The organism is Rhizobium sp. 1399 (genome assembly GCF_031455475.1).
Classification (GTDB): Bacteria; Pseudomonadota; Alphaproteobacteria; order Rhizobiales; family Rhizobiaceae; genus Rhizobium.
On record NZ_JAVDSU010000002.1, the window covers coordinates 527,709 to 547,371 of the forward strand.

General features: G+C 60.7%; 21 protein-coding genes and 1 pseudogene. 21 read left to right on the plus strand and 1 reads right to left on the minus strand.

Translation table 11 applies throughout. The features are described from left to right. Positions 1-126: 126 nt before the first annotated feature. The 9 genes from J2X71_RS08540 (at position 127) to J2X71_RS08580 (ending at position 8,579) form a co-directional block, all read left to right on the plus strand. Positions 127-786: a response regulator gene (locus J2X71_RS08540; protein ID WP_310381191.1), complete on the plus strand. Its 660-nt coding sequence runs from the start codon at positions 127-129 to the stop codon at positions 784-786. A gap of 29 nt (positions 787-815) precedes the next feature. Further along, positions 816-2,114, plus strand: coding sequence for an ATP-binding protein (locus tag J2X71_RS08545; RefSeq protein WP_310381196.1), 1,299 nt, complete (start codon positions 816-818; stop codon positions 2,112-2,114). 490 nt (positions 2,115-2,604) lie between these two features. Continuing rightward, positions 2,605-3,030, plus strand: a complete 426-nt coding sequence (locus J2X71_RS08550; protein WP_310381198.1) for an acetyl-CoA carboxylase biotin carboxyl carrier protein subunit — start codon at positions 2,605-2,607, stop codon at positions 3,028-3,030. Further along, positions 3,027-4,415: an acetyl-CoA carboxylase biotin carboxylase subunit gene (locus tag J2X71_RS08555; protein ID WP_310381200.1), complete on the plus strand. Its 1,389-nt coding sequence runs from the start codon at positions 3,027-3,029 to the stop codon at positions 4,413-4,415. Before J2X71_RS08550 ends, J2X71_RS08555 begins: the two co-directional genes overlap by 4 nt. Next, positions 4,412-4,831: an acetyl-CoA carboxylase gene (locus J2X71_RS08560; RefSeq protein ID WP_310381203.1), complete on the plus strand. Its 420-nt coding sequence runs from the start codon at positions 4,412-4,414 to the stop codon at positions 4,829-4,831. Before J2X71_RS08555 ends, J2X71_RS08560 begins: the two co-directional genes overlap by 4 nt. Next, the gene (gene pxpB / locus J2X71_RS08565) at positions 4,828-5,535 is read left to right on the plus strand and encodes a 5-oxoprolinase subunit PxpB (protein WP_310381206.1); all 708 of its coding nucleotides are present in this window, start codon (positions 4,828-4,830) and stop codon (positions 5,533-5,535) included. Before J2X71_RS08560 ends, pxpB begins: the two co-directional genes overlap by 4 nt. Further along, positions 5,532-6,527, plus strand: a complete 996-nt coding sequence (locus J2X71_RS08570) for a biotin-dependent carboxyltransferase family protein (RefSeq protein WP_310381209.1) — start codon at positions 5,532-5,534, stop codon at positions 6,525-6,527. Before pxpB ends, J2X71_RS08570 begins: the two co-directional genes overlap by 4 nt. A gap of 30 nt (positions 6,528-6,557) precedes the next feature. Next, the gene (locus J2X71_RS08575) at positions 6,558-7,325 is read left to right on the plus strand and encodes a 5-oxoprolinase subunit PxpA (RefSeq protein ID WP_310381211.1); all 768 of its coding nucleotides are present in this window, start codon (positions 6,558-6,560) and stop codon (positions 7,323-7,325) included. Between the two features lie 48 nt (positions 7,326-7,373). After that, a complete protein-coding gene (locus tag J2X71_RS08580; RefSeq protein WP_310381214.1) occupies positions 7,374-8,579 on the plus strand; it encodes a pyridoxal phosphate-dependent aminotransferase in 1,206 nt (401 codons plus the stop codon). 41 nt (positions 8,580-8,620) lie between these two features. On the opposite strand, the gene nac is transcribed toward J2X71_RS08580, so the two are convergent. Next, positions 8,621-9,526, minus strand: a complete 906-nt coding sequence (gene nac, locus J2X71_RS08585; RefSeq protein WP_310381216.1) for a nitrogen assimilation transcriptional regulator NAC — start codon at positions 9,524-9,526, stop codon at positions 8,621-8,623. A gap of 233 nt (positions 9,527-9,759) precedes the next feature. Here nac and J2X71_RS08590 point away from each other — a divergent pair, with 233 nt between their 5' ends. The 12 genes and pseudogenes from J2X71_RS08590 to J2X71_RS08645 all read left to right on the plus strand — a co-directional run bounded on the left by J2X71_RS08590 (position 9,760) and on the right by J2X71_RS08645 (position 19,659). Next, positions 9,760-10,539, plus strand: a complete 780-nt coding sequence (locus tag J2X71_RS08590; RefSeq protein WP_310381219.1) for an SDR family oxidoreductase — start codon at positions 9,760-9,762, stop codon at positions 10,537-10,539. Further along, entirely contained in the window at positions 10,536-11,243 is a 708-nt protein-coding gene (locus tag J2X71_RS08595; protein ID WP_310381221.1) for an amino acid ABC transporter permease, read from the plus strand. Before J2X71_RS08590 ends, J2X71_RS08595 begins: the two co-directional genes overlap by 4 nt. After that, positions 11,240-11,998 carry an amino acid ABC transporter permease gene (locus J2X71_RS08600; protein ID WP_310381224.1) on the plus strand — a complete coding sequence of 253 codons (759 nt, stop codon included), beginning with the start codon at positions 11,240-11,242 and terminating at the stop codon, positions 11,996-11,998. Before J2X71_RS08595 ends, J2X71_RS08600 begins: the two co-directional genes overlap by 4 nt. Next, positions 11,995-12,762 (plus strand): amino acid ABC transporter ATP-binding protein, encoded by a 768-nt coding sequence (locus J2X71_RS08605; RefSeq protein ID WP_310381227.1) that lies wholly within the window; start codon positions 11,995-11,997, stop codon positions 12,760-12,762. Before J2X71_RS08600 ends, J2X71_RS08605 begins: the two co-directional genes overlap by 4 nt. A gap of 32 nt (positions 12,763-12,794) precedes the next feature. Then, positions 12,795-13,628 (plus strand): ABC transporter substrate-binding protein, encoded by an 834-nt coding sequence (locus tag J2X71_RS08610; protein WP_310381231.1) that lies wholly within the window; start codon positions 12,795-12,797, stop codon positions 13,626-13,628. Between the two features lie 93 nt (positions 13,629-13,721). Next, positions 13,722-14,396, plus strand: coding sequence for a 4-carboxy-4-hydroxy-2-oxoadipate aldolase/oxaloacetate decarboxylase (locus tag J2X71_RS08615; RefSeq protein ID WP_310381234.1), 675 nt, complete (start codon positions 13,722-13,724; stop codon positions 14,394-14,396). A gap of 43 nt (positions 14,397-14,439) precedes the next feature. Beyond that, positions 14,440-15,207, plus strand: a complete 768-nt coding sequence (locus J2X71_RS08620; RefSeq protein ID WP_310381237.1) for an SDR family oxidoreductase — start codon at positions 14,440-14,442, stop codon at positions 15,205-15,207. Next, entirely contained in the window at positions 15,176-15,730 is a 555-nt protein-coding gene (locus tag J2X71_RS08625) for a gluconokinase (protein ID WP_310381239.1), read from the plus strand. The genes J2X71_RS08620 and J2X71_RS08625 overlap by 32 nt, the downstream gene beginning before the upstream one ends. 20 nt (positions 15,731-15,750) lie before the next feature. Next, a pseudogene (locus tag J2X71_RS08630) lies at positions 15,751-16,678 on the plus strand (2-hydroxyacid dehydrogenase). A gap of 11 nt (positions 16,679-16,689) precedes the next feature. Continuing rightward, positions 16,690-17,721 carry an L-idonate 5-dehydrogenase gene (locus J2X71_RS08635; RefSeq protein ID WP_310381241.1) on the plus strand — a complete coding sequence of 344 codons (1,032 nt, stop codon included), beginning with the start codon at positions 16,690-16,692 and terminating at the stop codon, positions 17,719-17,721. A 350-nt stretch (positions 17,722-18,071) separates the two neighbouring features. Then, entirely contained in the window at positions 18,072-19,079 is a 1,008-nt protein-coding gene (locus tag J2X71_RS08640) for a fatty acid desaturase (protein WP_310381244.1), read from the plus strand. Between the two features lie 190 nt (positions 19,080-19,269). Then, positions 19,270-19,659, plus strand: a complete 390-nt coding sequence (locus tag J2X71_RS08645) for a tautomerase family protein (protein WP_310381247.1) — start codon at positions 19,270-19,272, stop codon at positions 19,657-19,659. The last annotated feature ends 4 nt before the right edge of the window (positions 19,660-19,663 follow it).

The following is a 19,663-nucleotide window of genomic DNA, read 5'->3' on the forward strand; positions in this document are numbered from 1 at the left end:
CTGGGATCAGGGGATGGACGGGTTCTCGATAGCCGCAACGACGCCTGAGAGTGCTACGTTGGCAATGGTCTGGTATGACACCGCCATCGAGCGCTCTCCAAGGCGTAAGGCTGGAAGGAATAGATCGTGCGTATTCTCTTGATCGAGGACGACGACATCATCGGCGATGCGGTCCGGGACCATACGAACACGGCAGGTTATGCGACGGACTGGGTCCGTACGATCGTCGATGCAGAAGCCGCGAGCAAGTCCATCGACTACGGCCTGGTCCTCCTTGACCTGCAGCTTCCCGATGGCAACGGTCTGGCCTTCCTTGAATATTTTCGGGCAAGGGGAGGTGACGCTCCGGTCATCGTCCTGACCGCTCGAGATCAGATATCCGACCGCATCGCCGGGCTGAACGCCGGCGCGGACGATTATCTGATCAAGCCCTTCAATCTCGACGAACTCGAAGCTCGAATCCTTGCCGTCCGGCGTCGCTACGAGGGACGTCGGCAAAACACCATTCAGATAGCAGATCTCGTGATCGAGCGATCTACGCACTCTATCAGCGTGGGCGGACAGGACGTTCAGTTGACGCCGCGCGAATGGGCATTGCTCGATCTCCTCGTCGAGCGACCGGGAAAGCTCGTTGCGCTGAAACGGATCGAGGATGCCCTCTATGCGTTTGGCGAGGAGGTCGAGAGCAATACGGTGCAGGTGTACATCAGCAGGCTTCGCAAGAAGATTGGGATGGAGAAGATCAGGACAGCCCGCGGCATCGGCTATATGCTGTCAGTCGAATGACGAGGAACCGCAGCATCATCCGACCCCTTATGGCCGCGCTCACGGGCGCGCTGGTGGCGTTCTGGCTTGGTGCGATCGGGCTTGGCATCTTCGTGATGCGGAGTGAGTTCGACGAGATCTTCGACAACGCGCTTGAGGAAACCACCGAACGGCTGCTGGCGATCGTGGAGGAGGGGCACCTGCCGAATGTTCAGGGCGGTGAGCAGCCCGAGCGGGCGCCGCCCACGACGTCGAAACATGAATATCTTGTCTACCAGGTTCGAACCGCCGACGGAGTGGTTGTCTTCCGTTCGAAAGACGCTCCCGTCGAGCCATTCGACGCCCCACTCACTGTCGGCTTCCATGATTCTGCAAAATATCGCTTTTACACCGCGATGAGCTCGGACGGCGCTCTCATCCTTCAGACGGCGGACCGGTTGAGCCACCGACGTGAGGCCGTGCGGGAAAGCGCGGTCACGATGCTTATCCCGCTCGCCATTCTGCTGCCTGTTAGCGTCCTCTTGATGATGTGGATTGCGACACGAGCAGTAGATCCCATCAACAAGCTGCGCACAGCGATCTCCGAAAAGGACGGTGGCAACCTTTCACCTGTCGAGACGGAGACGATTCCACGAGAATTGAGGCCGATCGCTCAGTCAGTAAATCTGCTGCTGCAGCGCGTGCAGGCGACCATCGATGCGGAACGGGAATTCGCCACCAACAGCGCTCATGAGCTTCGGACACCTGTAGCCGGGGCCTTGGCGCAAACACAGAGACTTCTTGCCGAGTTGCGGGACGAAGCGTCGAAAGCTCGCGCACGGAACATAGAGACCGCGCTCACCAAGCTTGGGCGCACATCGGAAAAACTCCTGCAGCTTGCTCGAGCCGACGCAGGTCTTGGGCAGACGGCCACGGTGGCCGATCTCGGCAAGGTACTCAGCCTGATCGTCCGCGACTATCAGCGCAATCCTGGAACGGGCAAGACGCTTATCTACTCCGCTTCGGCAGATCCCCTGATGCGTGCCGTCGATGTGGACGCCTTCGGGATCGTCGCAAGCAATCTCATCGAGAATGCCATCCTACACGGAAGTCCCGGAGGTACGATCGGCGTTTCGGTCGACGATGATGGCAGCATCAGTATCGCCAATGACGGCCCCGTGCTTTCTGCTGCAGAACTGGAAAGCCTGAAAGTTCGATTTCGCAGAGGTGCGACTGTTGCCAAGGGCGCCGGCCTGGGACTTGCCATTGCCGATACTATCGTTCGCCAGATGGGTGGATTATTGGAGCTCCGCTCGCCAGCAAGTGGACGCATGGATGGTTTCGAGGCCCGGATCGTTCTGCGGCGATGAGCTTCAGGTCGCCCTTCGGGTCCACATCTGACGACGAGTTGTCTGCGGGCGAACTGGTGGGCGAGCCAAAAGGCGAATGCGGCGCCACCAGTCCAGCCCATCATCGTATCGCTTGCCCAATGCGCCGATCATCTGCCGGAAGAAGCAGATCGAGACGCCGAGCGCGATCACGAAAGGCCTGAGCGCCGACCGCATCGACTTGATGCTGAAAGCTCAGATACGTTTCTTTATTGTGGAGGGTGCCTGCGAGATCGCAGAGCATTCGGGATACGCTCAAAGACCTCCGACTGGACATATACTCCGCATCGAACGGTCGGAGCCGAAGATTATTGGGCTCTCTGCGAACCGTGCCTCACCGTGCCGGTCGGCGCAAATTGCCGGTCATCAAAACTTCGTCTGACCCCATCGTCACAAGCATCATGCTAGGGAATGGTCATGCAGTCGTCGCCGTCGGGCGGCTGGAAGTTGCATTCCAAATACCGAGATGCTCATGGATCTGGAAAAGATAAAGACCTTGATCGACTTCGTTGGGCGGTCGAACGTCACTGAGCTGACGGTCACACAGAAGGACACGACCGTCCGGATCTTTCGCCTCAACGATCAGGCAGCCGCGCCCGCTCCGGTCTTATCTGACCCTTCCAAGGACGCGGTTACGGGACCGGTAACGGCCGACACCGCCGCGGTGACAGTCAGGGCGCCCGTCTTCGGCATCCTCCACCGCGCTCCCTCTCCCGGCGAACCGGCGTTCGTGCAGTTGGGCGAGACCGTCGAGGAAGGTCAGACGCTGTTCATCATCGAGGCCATGAAGGTATTCAACCGCATTACCTCTCCGCGCGCGGGACGCATCACACGTCTGCCCGAGATCGACGGTGGCGAGGTGGAGACCGGGGACTTCCTTGCGGAGATCACGGCATGAGGCAGTCTTCCGACAGTGCAGTGGCGCCTCTCCGGTTCGATACCGTGATGATCGCCAACCGCGGCGAGATCGCAACGAGGATCCAGCGTGCCTGCCACGCTCTTGGGATCAAGACCGTCATGATCTGCTCGGAAGCCGATAGGCAGGCGCCATACGGGCGCGACGCTCAACACTTCCTCTGCGTGGGACCTGCTCCGGCGGCAAAGAGCTATCTCAATCAGGATGCAATCCTGCTTGCCGCCCGGCTGACCGGTGCCGGCGCCATTCATCCCGGATACGGTTTCCTGTCGGAGAAGGCGGCTTTTGCGGAGGCGATCGAAAGAGCCGGCCTCGTCTTCATTGGACCACCGGCCTCGGCCATCGCAACAATGGGTGACAAGATTGCCGCAAAGCGGGCGATGATCGCAGCCGGCGTTCCCTGCGTGCCCGGGCCGGACACGGCCCTTCCGGAAGACAGGGATGTGATCGAACGCACCGCCCGTAAGATCGGATATCCCGTCATCATAAAGGCCGCTGGCGGTGGTGGTGGTCGCGGCATGCGCGTCGTTGCCGATGCGGGGCAGCTGCATGAAGCCGTCGCGCTGACCCGCCAGGAGGCGCGGCAGGCCTTCGGCTCGGCCGAGCTCTACATGGAAAAATTCCTCCAGCATCCTCGTCACATCGAGATCCAGGTCCTCTGCGACAACAACGGAAATGCTCTCTGGCTCGGCCATCGGGACTGCTCTATGCAGCGTCGCCACCAGAAAGTGGTCGAGGAGGCGCCAGCCCCGGGTATCTCGCCGCGGATCATCGATCCCGTCGGGCTGGCCTGCGTGGAGGCCTGCCGTCAGATCGGCTATCGCGGCGTCGGGACTTTCGAGTTTCTCTTCGAGGACGGCAGGTTCTATTTTATCGAGATGAATACGCGCCTGCAGGTCGAACATCCTGTCACCGAAATGACGAGCGGTCTCGACATCGTCCAGGAGCAGATCAAGGTCGCCCAGGGCTGCCGTCTGGAGATCGATCAAGCCGGGGTCCGATGCACCGGCCATTCGATCGAATGCCGTATCAATGCCGAGGATCCGGATAGCTTCCTGCCGTCGGCCGGGATGATCGGTCGTCTGACACTTCCCGAAGGTGAGGGCGTGCGGGTGGATACGCACATCCATGAAGGATACAGGGTTTCTCCCTACTACGACTCCCTCATCGCCAAGCTGATCGTGCATGCACCGAACCGACCGGCGGCGATCGCCAGGATGCGCGAGGCATTGGCTGCCACCGAGATCGGTGGAATTTCGACCAATCTTGCCTTCCTGCGCGCGCTCTTTGATGACGAGGCCTTTGCCAGCGGCGCGACGGATATCCACTATCTCGAACAATGGCTCGCACGGCGGAGGTCGACATGAGCAAAATCGACCTTACGGACGCCGAAACGATTGCCACGCTCACCGATGCGCTGACGAGGGCAGGGGTCGAGGGTCTTGAGATCACCACGCCCGACGGCCATCTGCGGATCGTTATTGCCAAGGGAAAGGACGTTGCGGTTTCCGGTTCGGCCACCACCCCTGAGGTCTCCACTTCCACTTTCTTCCTCAAGGCGCCTTTGGCCGGCCATTTTCGACCGTCGGAACCGGGCGGCGAGGCGAGCAACAGCGCGTCGCACTGGGTCGGCGAAGACGACATCCTCGGCTTCATCGCTGTCGGGCCGATCCTCCTTCCTCTGTCTGCCGGTCGCGCGGCCATGGTGCGGCGACGCCTGGCCGATGCCGATGCCCTGGTGGGCTTTGGCGAACCCTTGTTCGAACTCGAGCAATTTACATGACGATACAGCCCAACAACCATGCCCCGCGAGATGAGACGCTGACTGTCGTTCGGGACGGTGCGCGGGTTTCCTTCATCGGGGCGAAATCCTTCCTGCTCGAGGCGCCAGGCGACTTTGATCTTCCCGCCCAGCGCCTCATCTGGGCGACATCGCGCCTGGTTTCGACATGGCATGACGTGGCGGAAGTCATTCCGGGCATGACCAATCTGCTGGCGATCCTGAAAGAGACGCCGGAAGATCCGACCCCCGTCGTCGAGCGGCTGCAGACCGCGTGGCAGGAGGCCCGCAGCATCGATCTGGCCGGCAAGACGATCGAAATCCCCGTTCAATACGGCGGAGAATTCGCTACCGATCTTCCTGCCCTTTGCAACCTGTCGGGGTTGAAAGACCGGGAGATCGTGCGGATCCACCATGAAGCGTCCTACCGGGTCTTTGCGCTCGGAAGCGCGCCGGGCTTCGGTTACCTGCACGGCCTCGACCCACGCATCTACATGCCGCGCAAGACCGTACCGTCGCTTCGGATGGAAAAGGGCTGCGTCACGATCGGCGGCATGCAAACCGGCGTCGCCATGCTGACCGGGCCAAACGGCTGGAATTCGATCGGCTATGCCGATCTCAAGATGTTCGACCCGACGTCGTCGACGCCCGCCTTGATGGCACCCGGTGACCGCGTGCGTTTCGTGCCGGAAAGGATCGAACTGTGATCGAGATCGTCCAGACAGGTCCCCTCAATACGATCCAGGATCTCGGCCGGCCCGGCTATCGCGACATCGGCGTCTCGGCGAGCGGCGCCATGGATCCGCTCGCCGTCAGGATCGGCAACATTCTGCTTGGCAACCCAGAGAGTGCTGCCGCCATCGAAGTACAGACCTTTCCGTTCAAGCTTCGTTTTGCCGTCGACGCGGATTTTGTCGTCACTGGCGCGGAAGGCAGGCCACGCCTCACCGGACGTACATTGTTGCCATGGTGCACACATCGCGCAGCCAAGGGCGATGTCCTGGAGCTCGAGCAGCCCCGTCGTCTGGCACGTGCCTACATCATGGTGGCCGGTGGGTTCGACGTGCCTCTCCTCATGGGATCGCGCAGTACCACGCTGCGCGGCGGGTTCGGCGGCAATTGCGGCAGGCCGCTGGCTACCGGCGACACGCTCTCGATCGTGGCTGCCGACGAGGCGTTGCCGCTCCCGAAGGGCGGCATCTCTGTCATCGAACCGGAGGTCGCCTTGCGCAATCTCTTTCCCGAGGCCATCGATGGAGAGCTTTCGGTTCGTGCCATCGTCGCCGGCGAGCACGAGCTTTACGGCGCCGACGCCGACCGGTTCTGGAGCCAGGCCTGGCGGATCTCCTCGCAGAGCGACCGGACGGGCTATCGGCTGTCCGGCGAACCGATCAAGCCGGCTGCGCCTGTCGAAATGCGCTCGCATGGGGTGATTCCTGGGGTGGTTCAGGTTCCACCGGGCGGTGAGCCCATCATTCAGATGAGCGATGCAAACACGGCAGGCGGATACCCGAAGATTGCGGGTGTGATCGAAAGTGACCTGTGGCGGCTCGGCCAGGCGCGCATCGGCAGCAGGGTAAGGTTCGTTCGCGCAACCCATGCCGAGGCAAGGGCAATCGAGCAGGCGGTCACCCACTATGTCGATAATGTCAGGCGCACTGCAGCGATGGTCAAACGAGCGCTCGGCGTGATCGGCTGACGGGGCGGGTGGGTTGAAATGGAGGACGCGATGAAGATCGATCTGAATTCCGACATGGGCGAAGGATTTGGGCCCTATCGGCTTTGTGACGACGAAGCGATGATGAGGATCGTCTCGTCAGCCAATATCGCCTGCGGTTTCCATGGCGGAGATCCTGAGACGATGGGGCGGATGGTGCGTCTCGCAAAGGAAAACGGCGTCGGCATCGGCGCCCATCCGGGCCTGCCCGATCGCGCCGGCTTCGGCCGCCGCGAGATGTCGTTCCAGCCGGACGAACTGCGCCAGCAACTGCTCTATCAGCTCGGCGCGCTTTCGGCGATCGCCAGCGCGCAAGGCATGAGCGTTGCTCACTTCAGCTTCCATGCCGCGATGGGCAACATGGTCAACCGGGACCCGCAGCTGGCCGACCTGATGATGGACGCGATCGCAAAGGTGGACGATAGGTTGGTGATTTTCGTCACGCCCGGCAGCGAGATCGAGAAAGCGGCCAAGCGGGCCAGGCTGAAGAGGCTGGCGCTCTTCCTTGCCGACCGCGCCTATGATGCGGCCGGAAATCTCGTCGCCCGTGGCCTTGCCGGGGCGCTCGTCAAGGACGAGGCGTCGGTGCGCGCACGCGTGCGCCGTTTTCTTCTCGAGGGTACCGTCGAGGCGATCGACGGCAGCATCATCGCGATGCCGGCGCGGTCCATCCTGGTGCACAGCGACACCCCCGGCTCGCTCGAACTTGCAAGCCTGATCCGCAACGAAATTGAAGCCGTCGGCGCAGTGTTGGCACCCGCATCCGAACTTGCCTCGTGACGTTGCCCGCTGATCGCCGAATCCATCCAAGAGCGAAAGATCTGTTCCATGTCATCCATAGCCGACCGCCTGAAGAACGTTTCCGTATCCGCATCAGCCGCAATGACCCAGCGTGCCCGTGAATTATCCGCCAAGGGGATCAAGGTCGTCAGCCTGTCTTCGGGAGAGCCGGATTTTCCAACACCTGCCCATGCCATCGAGGCGGCGCATGCCGCAGCACTTGCCGGCGATACGAAATATCCGCCGATGGACGGTACCGCGGCGCTGAAGGCGGCAATCGCCGGAAAGTTCAAGCGCGACAACAACCTCGACTATGACGCCAGCCAGATCGTCGTCTCGGGCGGTGGCAAGCAGGTGATCTTCAATGCGATGCTTGCGACCTGCAATCCCGGCGACGAGGTTGTCATCCCGACGCCGTCATGGGTGAGCTACGCCGACATCGTCAAGTTTGCGGGCGGCGTGCCGGTGGCCGTACCTTGTTTCGAACAGGCCGGTTTCAAGCTGCGTGCGGAAGACCTCGAGGCGGCGATCACGCCACGCACGAAATGGCTAGTGCTGAATTTTCCCAACAATCCGACGGGGGCTGCCTGCTCGCGTGCCGACATGGCGGCGATCGCCGAGGTGATGCTGCGCCATCCGCATGTCTGGATCCTAACCGACGATATCTACGAGCATCTGGTCTATGACGACTTCGAGTTCTGCACCATCGCCGAGGTGGAACCCAGACTTTACGACCGGGTGCTGACGATGAACGGCGTTTCGAAGGCCTATGCCATGACCGGCTGGCGACTGGGCTTCTGCGCCAGCGGCTCCAAGGCGCTGATCGGGGCCATCAGCAACGTCAACGGCCAGAATGGCGGCGGTATTTCGACGGTCGCCCAGGCCGCCGCGATCGCCGCGCTCAACGGCCCTCAGGAGCTGTTAAAGGAAAGGGCGGCGATCTATCGGGAAAGGCGTGACTACGTCGTGGATGCCCTGTCGAAGATCGACGGCCTGCGCTGCCACAAGCCGGAAGGCGCCTTCTACGTCTATCCGAACATGGCCTCCCTGATCGGCAAGACCACCAAGGGTGGCCGCAAAATCGAGGGTGACGTCGATTTCGTCATGGGGCTCGTCGACGAGCACCATGTCGCAACCGTCCAGGGCGCGGCCTACGGCATGAGCCCCTATTTCCGCATCTCCTATGCGACGAGCATGGAGATGCTGCGCGAAGGATGCGCGCGTATTGCTGAGTTCTGTGCCAACATGCGCTGACGGTTCAGATGCGCACGAAAGGCCCGTCTCTGGCGGGCTTTTCAGACCTTCAGGCGTTCGGTTAGTTCGACGAGAATGCCCCGAACGGCAAGGGCGGGTTCCGACAGGGCATTCTGATCGGACGTGCAGAGCGACAGGGTCTCCTCGATGCGGGGAGAAACGAGCCGGCAGACGAGCGGCTCGCTTGCTTCCGCGACGATGCGGTCGGCGATCGCTTTCGGCATGATCGTCGCCCCAAGGCCGCTTGCAACCGCACGCGCCAGCGTTCTGACGACCTCGACTTCAGCGACAACTTTCAGGTTGATCCGGCTACGGGTAAATGCTGTGTCTACGGCTCGGCGCACGAAGTTGTAGGCCGGCGGCAAGAGCAGCGGGATGCCATCAAGCGCGCCGATCGGGATTGGCTTGGCATCCGCTTCTATGGCGAAGTCCTGGGGCGCGACGAGGTAGAATTCCTCACTCAGGATCGGGTCGAAACGAACGCCCTTGATCGGACCGACACCATGGATCAGTGCCATTTCCAGCCGGCCGTTCATGATCAACTGGCTATAGGTCTGGCCGACGCTTTCGGTCAGATGCAGGAGAATGCCGGGATGGCGCTTCCTGGTTTCGGATAAGAGATCGACCGACAACATCGCCGCGCTGCTGAAGGGGACGAGGCCGACCGAGACGCGCCCCGCAAGCGAATTGCCGGCGGCGGCGGCATCGGCCTGGGCCTGTTCCATCTGCCTGAGGATGATTTGGGCATGTCGATACACAGCGTGTCCGGCATCCGTCATGCTGACGCCCTGCTGGCTGCGGATCAGCAGTTTCTGGCCGAAATAGTCCTCCAGCGCCGCAAGCTGCTGGCTGAGCGCCGGCTGGGCGAGATGCAGGATGTCGGCTGCACGCGTGATGCTGCCGCTGTCGACGATGACGATGAAGGACTTGAGGCGTTTTATATCCATTTGCGAAGGTGCGTTACAGGCATTGCAATGCATGTTTACAGAGCTGCCGCGCTTTTGCAACGCGCCCGCCAGTCGGCCTCGTCAGGCCAGAACGATCGTGTGAAGCCCTGCGCGAGAGGGGGTTCGGCGCCTGAACCGCATCCATAAGAGTTGCTTATTGCTCCAGACATAATCGGTCTTAGGCAAGGGTTCAAAGCTCCGCTAAGGTCCACGCCAACAACAAGGGAACGCAGATGCCATTCGCAGATTACAAGACAGCATTGGTGACCGGCGCTTCCTCCGGTATCGGCGCAGCGATCGTGGAGCGGTTCGCCCGCGAAAACATCGAGGTGCACGCGATCGCCCGCAGTAGCGACGCCTTGGCAGCACTTGCTGCCCGCACTGGCTGCATCGCTCACACCATCGACGTGACCGATCGCCAGGCGATCACCGAACTTGCCGGCCGCGTTGAGTTCGACATTCTCGTCAACAATGCCGGCGTCGACCGGCCGAAGAAATTCCTCGAAGCCGACGAGGGCGACATCGATCTTCTCGTCGACGTCAACTTGCGTGCCGTCCTGCATCTGTGCCGTCTGATTGTTCCGGGTATGGTCGCGCGCGATCGCGGTCACGTCATCAACATCTCCTCGATTGCCGGCAACTATAATTTTGGGGGCAACTCGACCTATCACGCCGTCAAGGCGGGTGTCGCCATGTTGTCGAACCAATTGCGCATCGACGCCTTCGGCAAACGGGTACGCGTCACCGAAATTTGCCCCGGCCGCGTAGCGACGGATATCTTCAACCACGTTCACGGCAACGATCCGAGCGTGCGCGAACGGTTCATCGACGGGTTCGAACTGCCGCAGGCAAGCGACATCGCCGATGCAATCGCCTTTGCCATCGCGGCCCCGGTTGCCGTCAATATCGGCCATATGGAAATCACGCCCACCCTGCAGGTCATTGGCGGCCTGCAGACCGCAAAGCCGCAGTCGCCGGCCGCCGACGATCGCAGCGAAGGGGCAAGACCGTGAGCGGATTCGATCTCTCTGCGATCCTGTCTAATCCGGAATACCTCTCCATGCTCGCGCATGGGATCGTCATGACGTTCGTCATCTATGCCGGTTCATGGCTGCTCGCCATGACGCTCGCCATCCTATTGCTCTGCCTGCGCATCTCGCCGATCCGGTTCGCCGATCCGGTCGTAAAGGCCTATGTCTCCTACCATCGCAATGTCCCGACCCTCGTACAGCTCATGCTCTGGTACTTCGGGATCTACACGCTGATGCCGGATGCCGTGACGGGCTGGCTTGCTCAGCATAACGCCGAAGCAATCTTTGCGGTCATCGGGCTCGGGCTCTGCCAGGCCGCCTATTTTAGCGAGGACCTTCGCTCCGGTCTTCGTGCCGTCAGTCCTGGGCAGATGGAGGCGGCCAAGGCGCTTGGCCACGGCTACGTCTCGGCGATGCGTTTCGTCATCATGCCGCAGGGCATCCGCAACGCGCTGCCGCCGCTGATCAATCATTCCGTTTCGCTCTTCAAGAATAGCAGTCTCGCCATCGTTGTCGGTGCCTCGGAATTGACCCATGCGGTCAAGGAGATCGACAATGTCAGCTTCCGCACCTTCGAGATCTACCTGATCGGCACGGTGATCTATCTGTTCTTCTCGCTCATCATCATGAGCACGGGCGCGGCGATCTCGATGCGCGCCGACCCGGCTTGGAAGGTGCGCCGATGATCCAGGACGTCGTCGCCATCATCAAGGACTACTGGCTCCTGCTTCTGATCGGCCAGTATCCGAACGGCCCGCTCGGCGGCCTTGCTAATACGCTTCTTCTGTCGGCGCTGGCGATCGCGCTCGCCTTTCCCGTCAGCATCCTGCTGGCGCTTGCCCGCCTGTCGAAGTTCACCGCCCTCAGATGGCCGGTGACGGGTCTCGTCTACGTGACGCGCGGCGTGCCGCTCTTGATGCTGATCCTGTGGTTCTATTTCCTCGTACCGCTCTGGACTGGCGCCGACGTGCCGAGCTTCTGGATCATGCTCGTGACGCTCGTCATTTACGAGGGGGCGTTCCTCAGCGAAGTGGTGCGGGCTGGCATCGTCTCGCTCGGTCAGGGGCAGATGGATGCCGCGCGCGCTCTCGGGCATAGCTACATGGGTGCGATGCGATATGTGATCCTGCCGCAGGCGCTCTACAACATGATCCCGAGCATGATCTCGACCTTCGTCTCAACGATCAAGGATACGACGCTCGGCTACGTCATCAATGTCCCGGATCTGACCTTTGCGGCAAGCCAGGTCAACAACCAGCTGCTCACCCAGCCCTTCCAGGTCTTCCTTGTGCTTGCCCTCGTTTACTACGTGCTCTGCTGGAGCCTGACCTATGTTGCCAATACCGTCGAGCGGCGCATCACGCGTCGCCGTGCCGGACCCGTCAACGTGCGTCTCCCGGCCGAGAGCGTGGCTCTCAAGACACTTACGGAGCAACTATGACCGCGCTTCAACCAAAGCCGCAGGACGGGCAGGCCATTCGCCTGACGGGGGTTTGCAAGAGCTACGGCGACCATCCGGTGCTCAAGAACATCGACGCCGAGGTAAAGCGCGGGGAAGTCGTGGTCATCTGCGGGCCGTCCGGCTCGGGCAAGTCGACCTTGATCCGCACGGTCAACCGGCTCGAGGAGATCAGCAGCGGCTCCATCGAATTCGAGGGCCAGAACATTCACGCCAGGATGCGGGCAGGCGAACTCAACCGCTTGCGCAGCCAAATCGGCTTCGTCTTCCAGAGCTTCAATCTCTTCCCGCATCTGTCCGTCGTCGAAAACGTGTCGATGTCGCCGATCAGGGTCAAGGGTCTGGCGGCGAACGTGGCTCATGACAAGGCCATCAAGCTGCTTGACCGCGTCGGTCTTGCCGACAAGGCGAATTCCTATCCGGGCCAACTGTCCGGCGGACAGCAGCAGCGTGTGGCGATCGCCCGGGCGCTGGCGATGGAGCCGCCGGTCATGCTCTTCGACGAGCCGACGAGCGCGCTCGATCCGGAGATGGTCGGCGAAGTTCTGACCGTCATGAAGGGTCTGGCGGCAGAAGGCATGACGATGCTCTGTGTGACGCACGAGATGAACTTCGCTCGCGATGTCGCCGATCGGATCTGGTTCATCGACGCCGGCGAGATCCTGGAAACGGCAACACCGGACGAATTCTTCAAAAATCCCCGTCATCCGCGCGCCCAGCGCTTCCTGTCGGACCTGCGGCATTGACGGGGCACGACTTCATAACAAGGAGAACAGCAATGAACTGGAAATGCATTACTGCAAGCCTGGTCCTCGTCGGCGCCGCCGCGCTGCCGGTGAAGGCCGATCAGCTTGATACGATCCTATCCAATAAGACGCTGCGTTGCGCGACCTATGCCGACGTGCCACCCTTTTCCTCGCCGGATGTCAAGACGCGCGAGATGGTCGGCTTCGACGTCGACCTCTGCAAGGCGATCGCCAAGGAGCTCGGCGTGACGGCCGAAATCAAGCCGATCTCGGTCGAAGCCCGCATTCCGGAGGTCAAGCTCGGCCGTGTCGACATCACCGTCGCCAATCTCGCCTATACGCTCAGCCGCGCCGAGCAGATCCAGTACAGCGATCCCTATTATGTCGCCAAGGAAATGCTGATCGTGCCGGCAGACGATGCAGGCAAGTCGAAAGCCGACTATGCGGGCCAGCGGCTTGCCTCGACAAAGGGTTCGACCTCTGAGATGTCGATCAAGCTCAACAAGTCCGATCCGTTGACATTCCAGGATACCGGCTCTGCCTATCTTGCCGTCCAGCAGGGCAAGGCGCGCGGCATGGTCGCCAATACCATGACCACCACCAAGCTCGTCAACGAGTCCCAGACGCGCGGCAAGAAGATGCGCATGATCGACGAACCAATGCTTTACCAGCCGATCGGCATCGGCATGCAGAAGGATCAGCCGGCGCTGACTGCCAAGGTCAACGAGATCCTGCACAAGCTCGACGACAGCGGCGAGATCAACAAGATCTGGGACACCTGGCTTGGCCCGAACACCGAATACAAGATGACCCGTACCGACAAGGTCGTACCGCTCTCGCAGCTGAAGTTCGATCCGATCCCCTAAGCCGGCATCTGCCGCAAACGATCTGAGACATCATCCATCAATGCCGGCGGCGGGTCTGCCCGCCGCTCCCAAAACTGTCTCCCGAGGTTTCCTATGATCCACATCAAAGACATCGCTGAACGGCCGAGCAAGGTCGAGATCGAGGCGCTTTCCAAGTTCTCGCCCGCAACGATCCATGAGGCGCAGGGCCGACGCGGCGCTCTCTCCTCGCGGTTGAAGCCGGTCGACTATCGCATGAAACTGTGCGGGCCGGCCTTCACCGTCAAATGCGCGCCGCGCGACAACATCATGCTGCAGCTCGCCATCAATTACGCCAGGCCCGGTGACATTATCGTGGTCTCGGCCGGCGAATACGAAGAGGCTGGCTCGTTCGGCGACGTGTTGGCGAATGCCTGCCTTGCAAAGGGCATCGGCGGTCTCGTGACCGACACGGGAGTGCGCGACACGCTTCAATTGCGCGACCTCGGCTTTCCGGTCTTTTCGCTCAGCGTCTGCATCAAGGGCACGGTCAAGGAGACGATCGCGGCCGTCAACGACCCCATCATTGTCGGCGGCGAGATCATCAATCCCGGCGACATCGTCGTTGGCGACGCCGACGGGCTGGTCGTCGTGCGGCGGGCCGAAGCCCAGGAGGCGGCAAGGCTGTCAAAGCTGCGCGAGGATGCCGAAGCTGGCTTCATCGAGGCCTACAAGCAGGGCAAGTCGGTCATCGAGGTCAGCAAGCTGGAGCCGGTCCTGAAGGCGAAGGGTCTGGTCGTCGACATCTGACGCGCAGGTCCAGTATTGCCGCATACGCGGTCGGAGACAGTCAATGAGCTTTCCATTATTCGACCTTTCCGGACGGCGAGCGCTCGTCACCGGCTCGTCGCAAGGCATCGGTCTTGCGCTCGCCAGGGGCCTTGCCGATCACGGCGCCGACATCGTCCTCAACGGTCGGGACCGGACAAAACTTGACGCGGCCGTACGCGGCATAAAAGAGGCTGGCGCCACTGTGTCGGCTTGCGACTTCGACGTGACCGATGCCGAGGCGGTACGTCTTGGCGTCGACCGCATCGAGTACGAAATCGGCCCGATCGACATCCTCATCAACAATGCTGGCATGCAGTTCCGCACGTCGCTCGAGGACTTTCCAGTCGAGAAGTGGGACCAATTGCTGCGCACCAACGTCTCCAGCGTCTTTCATGTCGGTCAGGCCGTCGCCCGCCACATGATAAAGCGCAAAAGAGGCAAGATCATCAACATCGCCTCCGTTCAGAGCGAGCTCGCCCGCCCCGGGATCGCGCCCTACACGGCGACGAAGGGCGCTGTGAAGAATCTGACGCGCGGCATGTGCGCCGATTGGGCGAGATATGGTCTCCAGATCAACGCCGTAGCGCCCGGCTATTTCAAGACGCCGCTCAATCAGGCGCTTGTCGACAGTGAGGAATTCTCGTCCTGGCTTGAAAAGCGCACGCCCGCTGCCCGTTGGGGCGATGTCGAGGAATTGGTCGGCGCGGCCGTCTTTCTTGCCGGCAATGCTTCCTCCTTTGTGAATGGACACACGCTTTATGTCGACGGCGGCATCACCACTTGCCTTTGACACTAGCTCGCATCTCGGCCCCATCGTAGTGATGGGCGTATCGGGATGCGGCAAGACGTCGGTGGGAGAGCTTCTGGCATCCCATCTCGGCTACCGCTTCGTCGAAGGCGATAGCCGTCATCCGGCGAGCAATATCGAGAAAATGACGGCGGGCGTGGCTCTCGAAGACGAGGATCGCTGGCCATGGCTGCAGACCCTCGGCGACGAACTTGCCGTGGTCGAAGAGACCGTGATCTCCTGTTCGGCGCTGAAGCGGTCCTATCGAACCTTCCTGCGGGCGAGGGCAGGCCGACCTCTTTCGTTCATCTTCCTGCAGGGCGATCGCTCGACGCTAGCTGCACGGCTGAGTGGTCGCAAGGATCACTACATGCCGCTCGCACTCCTCGACAGCCAGCTAGCCATCCTGGAGTTGCCTCTCGGCGAGCGCGACGTCGTAACGATCGAAATCGACCAGCCGCTTGTACGCATGGTCTCGGTTGCGTTGGTAAGCGTCGCATCGCTCGCCAACCGCCGGCACGAATAATCACGATAGTGGAGGAAACCATGACAAAACCTGAAATCCTTCTGGTCGGGCCCTATCCGGAATGGGACCTGGTCGAACTCGAGCGGGATTATACGGTCCACAAATTCTACGAGGCCCAAGACAAGGAGAAGTTCTTGCCGACCACGGTGCCGGTATCCGCGCCGTGGCAACACGCGGCGAACTCGGTGCGTCGGCCGCGATGATCGAAAAACTACCCGGGCTTGAAATTGTCTCGGTCTACGGGGTCGGCTATGATGCCGTCGACCTTGGTGCATGCCAGACAAGGGGCATACGCGTCACCAATACGCCCGACGTCCTGACCAACGACGTGGCCGATCTCGGCATTGCGATGATGCTTGTCCAGTCGCGGGGCATGATTGGCGCCGAGACCTGGGTCAGGGACGGCAGCTGGGAAAACCGGGGGCTCTATCCGCTGAAGAGACGAGTCTGGGGTCGCAGCGCTGGTGTTCTCGGGCTCGGCCGGATCGGATTCGAGGTCGCCAAGCGTCTTCGCGGGTTTGACATGGACATTGCCTATTCAGACGTGAGCGAGAAGCCCTATGCTGCGGGCATGACCTTTGTCGCCGATCCTGTCGCACTTGCGGCGCGTTCCGACTTCCTGTTCGTGACGCTCGCCGCATCGTCTCGAAGGATGTCATAGAAGCGCTAGGTCCCGACGGCATGCTCATCAATATCTCGCGTGCCTCCAATATCGATGAAGACGCGTTGCTCGATGCACTTGAAAGTGGTGCACTGGGATCGGCGGCGCTCGATGTTTTCGAAGCCGAGCCGAAGCTCAATACGCGCTTCCTGGGGCTCGACAACGTACTCGTCCAGCCCCATCACGCCTCCGGGACGATAGAAACCCGCAAGGCGATGGGCAGGCTGGTGCGAGACAATCTCGCTGCCCACTTCACCGGCGCCACACCTCCAACCCCCGTCATTTGAGGACCACATCGATGAGAGCTCTCGTCATTCACGCAGCCAAGGATCTTCGCATAGAGGAGCGGCCTGTCGAGGCACCGGCGCGCGGTCAGGTCGAAGTGGCGATCGAGGCAGGAGGGATATGCGGCTCCGATCTGCATTACTACAATCACGGCGGCTTTGGGACGGTGCGCCTTTGCGAGCCGATGATTCTTGGGCATGAGGTGGCCGGCGTCGTCGCGGCACTTGGCGAGGGTGTCTCGGATCTTGCGGTGGGGGATCGTGTCGCCGTCTCGCCAAGCCGGCCATGCAATGCCTGCGACTATTGCCTGAAGGGCCAGCAGAACCATTGCCTTAACATGCGCTTTTACGGCAGCGCCATGCCGATGCCGCACATCCAGGGCGCATTTCGCGAGCGCTTGATTGCAAAGGCGTGGCAGTGCCACAAGGTCGCCGAAAGCGTATCGATCGGCGAAGCCGCCATGGCCGAGCCTTTTGCAGTGACGCTGCACGCCGTCAACCGCGCAGGCTCGCTGACGGGCAAACGTGTGCTCGTGACGGGCTGCGGTCCGATCGGTGCGCTCGCCATCATTGCCGCAAGGGCGCACGGCGCGCGCGAGATCGTCGCAACAGATGTTATGGACACGGTCTTGAACAAGGCTCTGGAAGTGGGGGCCGATCGCGTCATCAACGTCGCGGAAAATCCTGGGAAGCTGTCGGCATACGCTGAAAGAAAGGGCTACTTTGACGTCCAATTCGAAGCCTCCGGAAACGAACGCGCGGTCCGTGCGGGGCTTGAAGTTCTCCGACCCCGCTCGACCCTCGTCCAGCTCGGCCTCGGCGGAGATGTTTCGATCCCGCAGAACGTGGTTGTCGCCAAGGAGATCGAGATGAAGGGAACCTTCCGCTTTCACGAGGAATTCGCTCTTGCCATCGACCTCATCAACCAAGGTCGCGTCGATCTCAGGCCGCTGTTGACCGAGACCTATCCATTGGACGATGCCGTCCGCGCCTTTGAGGTGGCCGGCGACCGAAATCGGTCGATGAAGGTCCAAATCGCCTTCTGAGAGGAAGCGTGCCGTCAGTCGTGTTGATGGCGCTTCGCGATCGATGATGCCTTCACACACTGGCGCGCTTGTACCTGCACGACCCTCCTGGCTGGCCCAGCGCGCTTCCATTTGAGCAACAATTCCGCTTGCCACGCATCCCATTTGTCGAATCAAATTTCCAATTGTCAGCGGGCTACGGCGGCTGCTGGAATAGTCTATATTTTTAATAGATAAATATTTTGCGATTTTACGCTGGGGCGCATGAGTTTTCCTTTTTCGAAACGCGGTCGGCAAACTTGTGTGGCGCAAGCGCGCTTTGATCGCCTCTATAGTGGCGTTTCAAGATATTGCTTTTTTGGATCTCGTGAATGCCGCTCCGTACGGGTGTCGAAAATCTTCCCTCCCAGTCCGTCGTTTCCATTGCACGCATCGAATGGCAGACTGTTGCCTTGGCGCTCGTCATCTATGGCGGCTTTCTGGCGCTGACCTGGTTTTGGCAGAAATTGCCGCTCGTTGTCGTTATCGCGCTCGGAAGCTGGTTGATTGCCTGGCACGGATCGCTGCAACACGAGGTGATACATGGGCACCCGACGCGAAATCGGCGCATCAACAATGCGATCGGCTGGCCGCCCCTATCACTCTGGTTGCCCTATGCCATCTATCGCGAGGCCCATCTGGTCCATCACCGCGACGAACTTCTGACTGATCCGATTGAGGATCCGGAATCCTCATACTTTACCCAGGTGGCTTGGAACCGCATGGGCCGCTTCGGCCGCGGTTTGGCTGTCTGGAATACAACGCTATTGGGACGGTTGACCCTTGGCCCCCTCGTCATGATCCTAAACTTTGTGGGGGAAGAGTTCGTCAGGGTCACGGGCGGAGACAGGCATCGCGCGATACTATGGACATGGCACTTCGTCGGCATTGCGGTCGTTCTTTATTGGATTGGCGCAATTTGCCAAATGCCGATTTGGCTTTATCTGCTGGCGTTCGTCTATGGCGGCGCGTCCCTCAGCAGGCTGCGCTCCTATGCCGAACACCGCTTTGCCGATCATTACCACGAACGCACGGCCATCGTTGAAAACAGCCCGCTGTTCGGTCTGCTGTTCCTCTACAACAACCTGCATGTTCTCCATCATCAGAGGCCCAGCATACCATGGTACCGGATTCCGCGTCTCTACCGCCGGCACCGGAACCTGCTTGTCTCGATCAATGGTGGTCTCGTCTATAATGGCTATATCGATGTCGCCCGTCGCTTCTTTCTGACATCACATGATGATCCACGCCATCCACGTCACGCTTTTTCAGAACCTCTCGCTCGATCGCTCGATGAAGGCGTCGTCACGACAGGCGAAACACAGCTGACCGGGGCATAACGGAACGCAGCGCTTGCTGGGAAAGACTGAGAGCAGACGGGTTCAGATCGCCAATCGATGAACCAGCGTCGAAGCTATCATGAATCGTACCTTGGAGCGGGGCGAACGCTGCCCGGCGATGAATTGTAAAAGGAACGCCATGCCGATCATCCCGAGCTCTTAAGATCTATCACGTGCTGGACTGGAGATTATGATGCCTTCGACTCGCATCGAGACACGGCGTGGATGGATAGGAGAGCGCAGGCTCGAACTTATCGAAGCCGTGCAACGTGCCTTATTGGACGCCTTGAAACTGCCAAGTGACGACCGGTGTGTGCGTCTCTTTGAGTACGATGACGTCGCCATTATCACCCCGCCCGGAAAAGGTTCCTCCTATATGGTGGTGGAGGTAACCCTATTTTCCGGCCGTACCGACGACGCCAAGCGGCGGCTCTACGCTGGTTTGGCGAGGGAGCTCTCATCCCTCGGTATCCCTGCTTCCGATATCAAAACCATCCTCGTCGAAGTGCCCGCCTCAAACTGGGGGCTTCATGGGAAAGCGGCAAGCGACATTGACCTTGGTTACAAGATCGATGTTTAGGCTG

Coding starts and splice junctions, on each gene's coding strand:
- J2X71_RS08545 (WP_310381196.1), top strand. CDS start 816: ATGGCCGCGCTCACGGGCGCGCTGGTGGCGTTCTGGCTTGGTGCGATC.
- J2X71_RS08550 (WP_310381198.1), top strand. CDS start 2,605: ATGGATCTGGAAAAGATAAAGACCTTGATCGACTTCGTTGGGCGGTCG.
- J2X71_RS08555 (WP_310381200.1), top strand. CDS start 3,027: ATGAGGCAGTCTTCCGACAGTGCAGTGGCGCCTCTCCGGTTCGATACC.
- J2X71_RS08560 (WP_310381203.1), top strand. CDS start 4,412: ATGAGCAAAATCGACCTTACGGACGCCGAAACGATTGCCACGCTCACC.
- pxpB (WP_310381206.1), top strand. CDS start 4,828: ATGACGATACAGCCCAACAACCATGCCCCGCGAGATGAGACGCTGACT.
- J2X71_RS08575 (WP_310381211.1), top strand. CDS start 6,558: ATGAAGATCGATCTGAATTCCGACATGGGCGAAGGATTTGGGCCCTAT.
- J2X71_RS08580 (WP_310381214.1), top strand. CDS start 7,374: ATGTCATCCATAGCCGACCGCCTGAAGAACGTTTCCGTATCCGCATCA.
- nac (WP_310381216.1), bottom strand. CDS start 9,526: ATGGATATAAAACGCCTCAAGTCCTTCATCGTCATCGTCGACAGCGGC.
- J2X71_RS08590 (WP_310381219.1), top strand. CDS start 9,760: ATGCCATTCGCAGATTACAAGACAGCATTGGTGACCGGCGCTTCCTCC.
- J2X71_RS08600 (WP_310381224.1), top strand. CDS start 11,240: ATGATCCAGGACGTCGTCGCCATCATCAAGGACTACTGGCTCCTGCTT.
- J2X71_RS08605 (WP_310381227.1), top strand. CDS start 11,995: ATGACCGCGCTTCAACCAAAGCCGCAGGACGGGCAGGCCATTCGCCTG.
- J2X71_RS08610 (WP_310381231.1), top strand. CDS start 12,795: ATGAACTGGAAATGCATTACTGCAAGCCTGGTCCTCGTCGGCGCCGCC.
- J2X71_RS08615 (WP_310381234.1), top strand. CDS start 13,722: ATGATCCACATCAAAGACATCGCTGAACGGCCGAGCAAGGTCGAGATC.
- J2X71_RS08620 (WP_310381237.1), top strand. CDS start 14,440: ATGAGCTTTCCATTATTCGACCTTTCCGGACGGCGAGCGCTCGTCACC.
- J2X71_RS08625 (WP_310381239.1), top strand. CDS start 15,176: ATGTCGACGGCGGCATCACCACTTGCCTTTGACACTAGCTCGCATCTC.
- J2X71_RS08635 (WP_310381241.1), top strand. CDS start 16,690: ATGAGAGCTCTCGTCATTCACGCAGCCAAGGATCTTCGCATAGAGGAG.
- J2X71_RS08640 (WP_310381244.1), top strand. CDS start 18,072: ATGCCGCTCCGTACGGGTGTCGAAAATCTTCCCTCCCAGTCCGTCGTT.
- J2X71_RS08645 (WP_310381247.1), top strand. CDS start 19,270: ATGATGCCTTCGACTCGCATCGAGACACGGCGTGGATGGATAGGAGAG.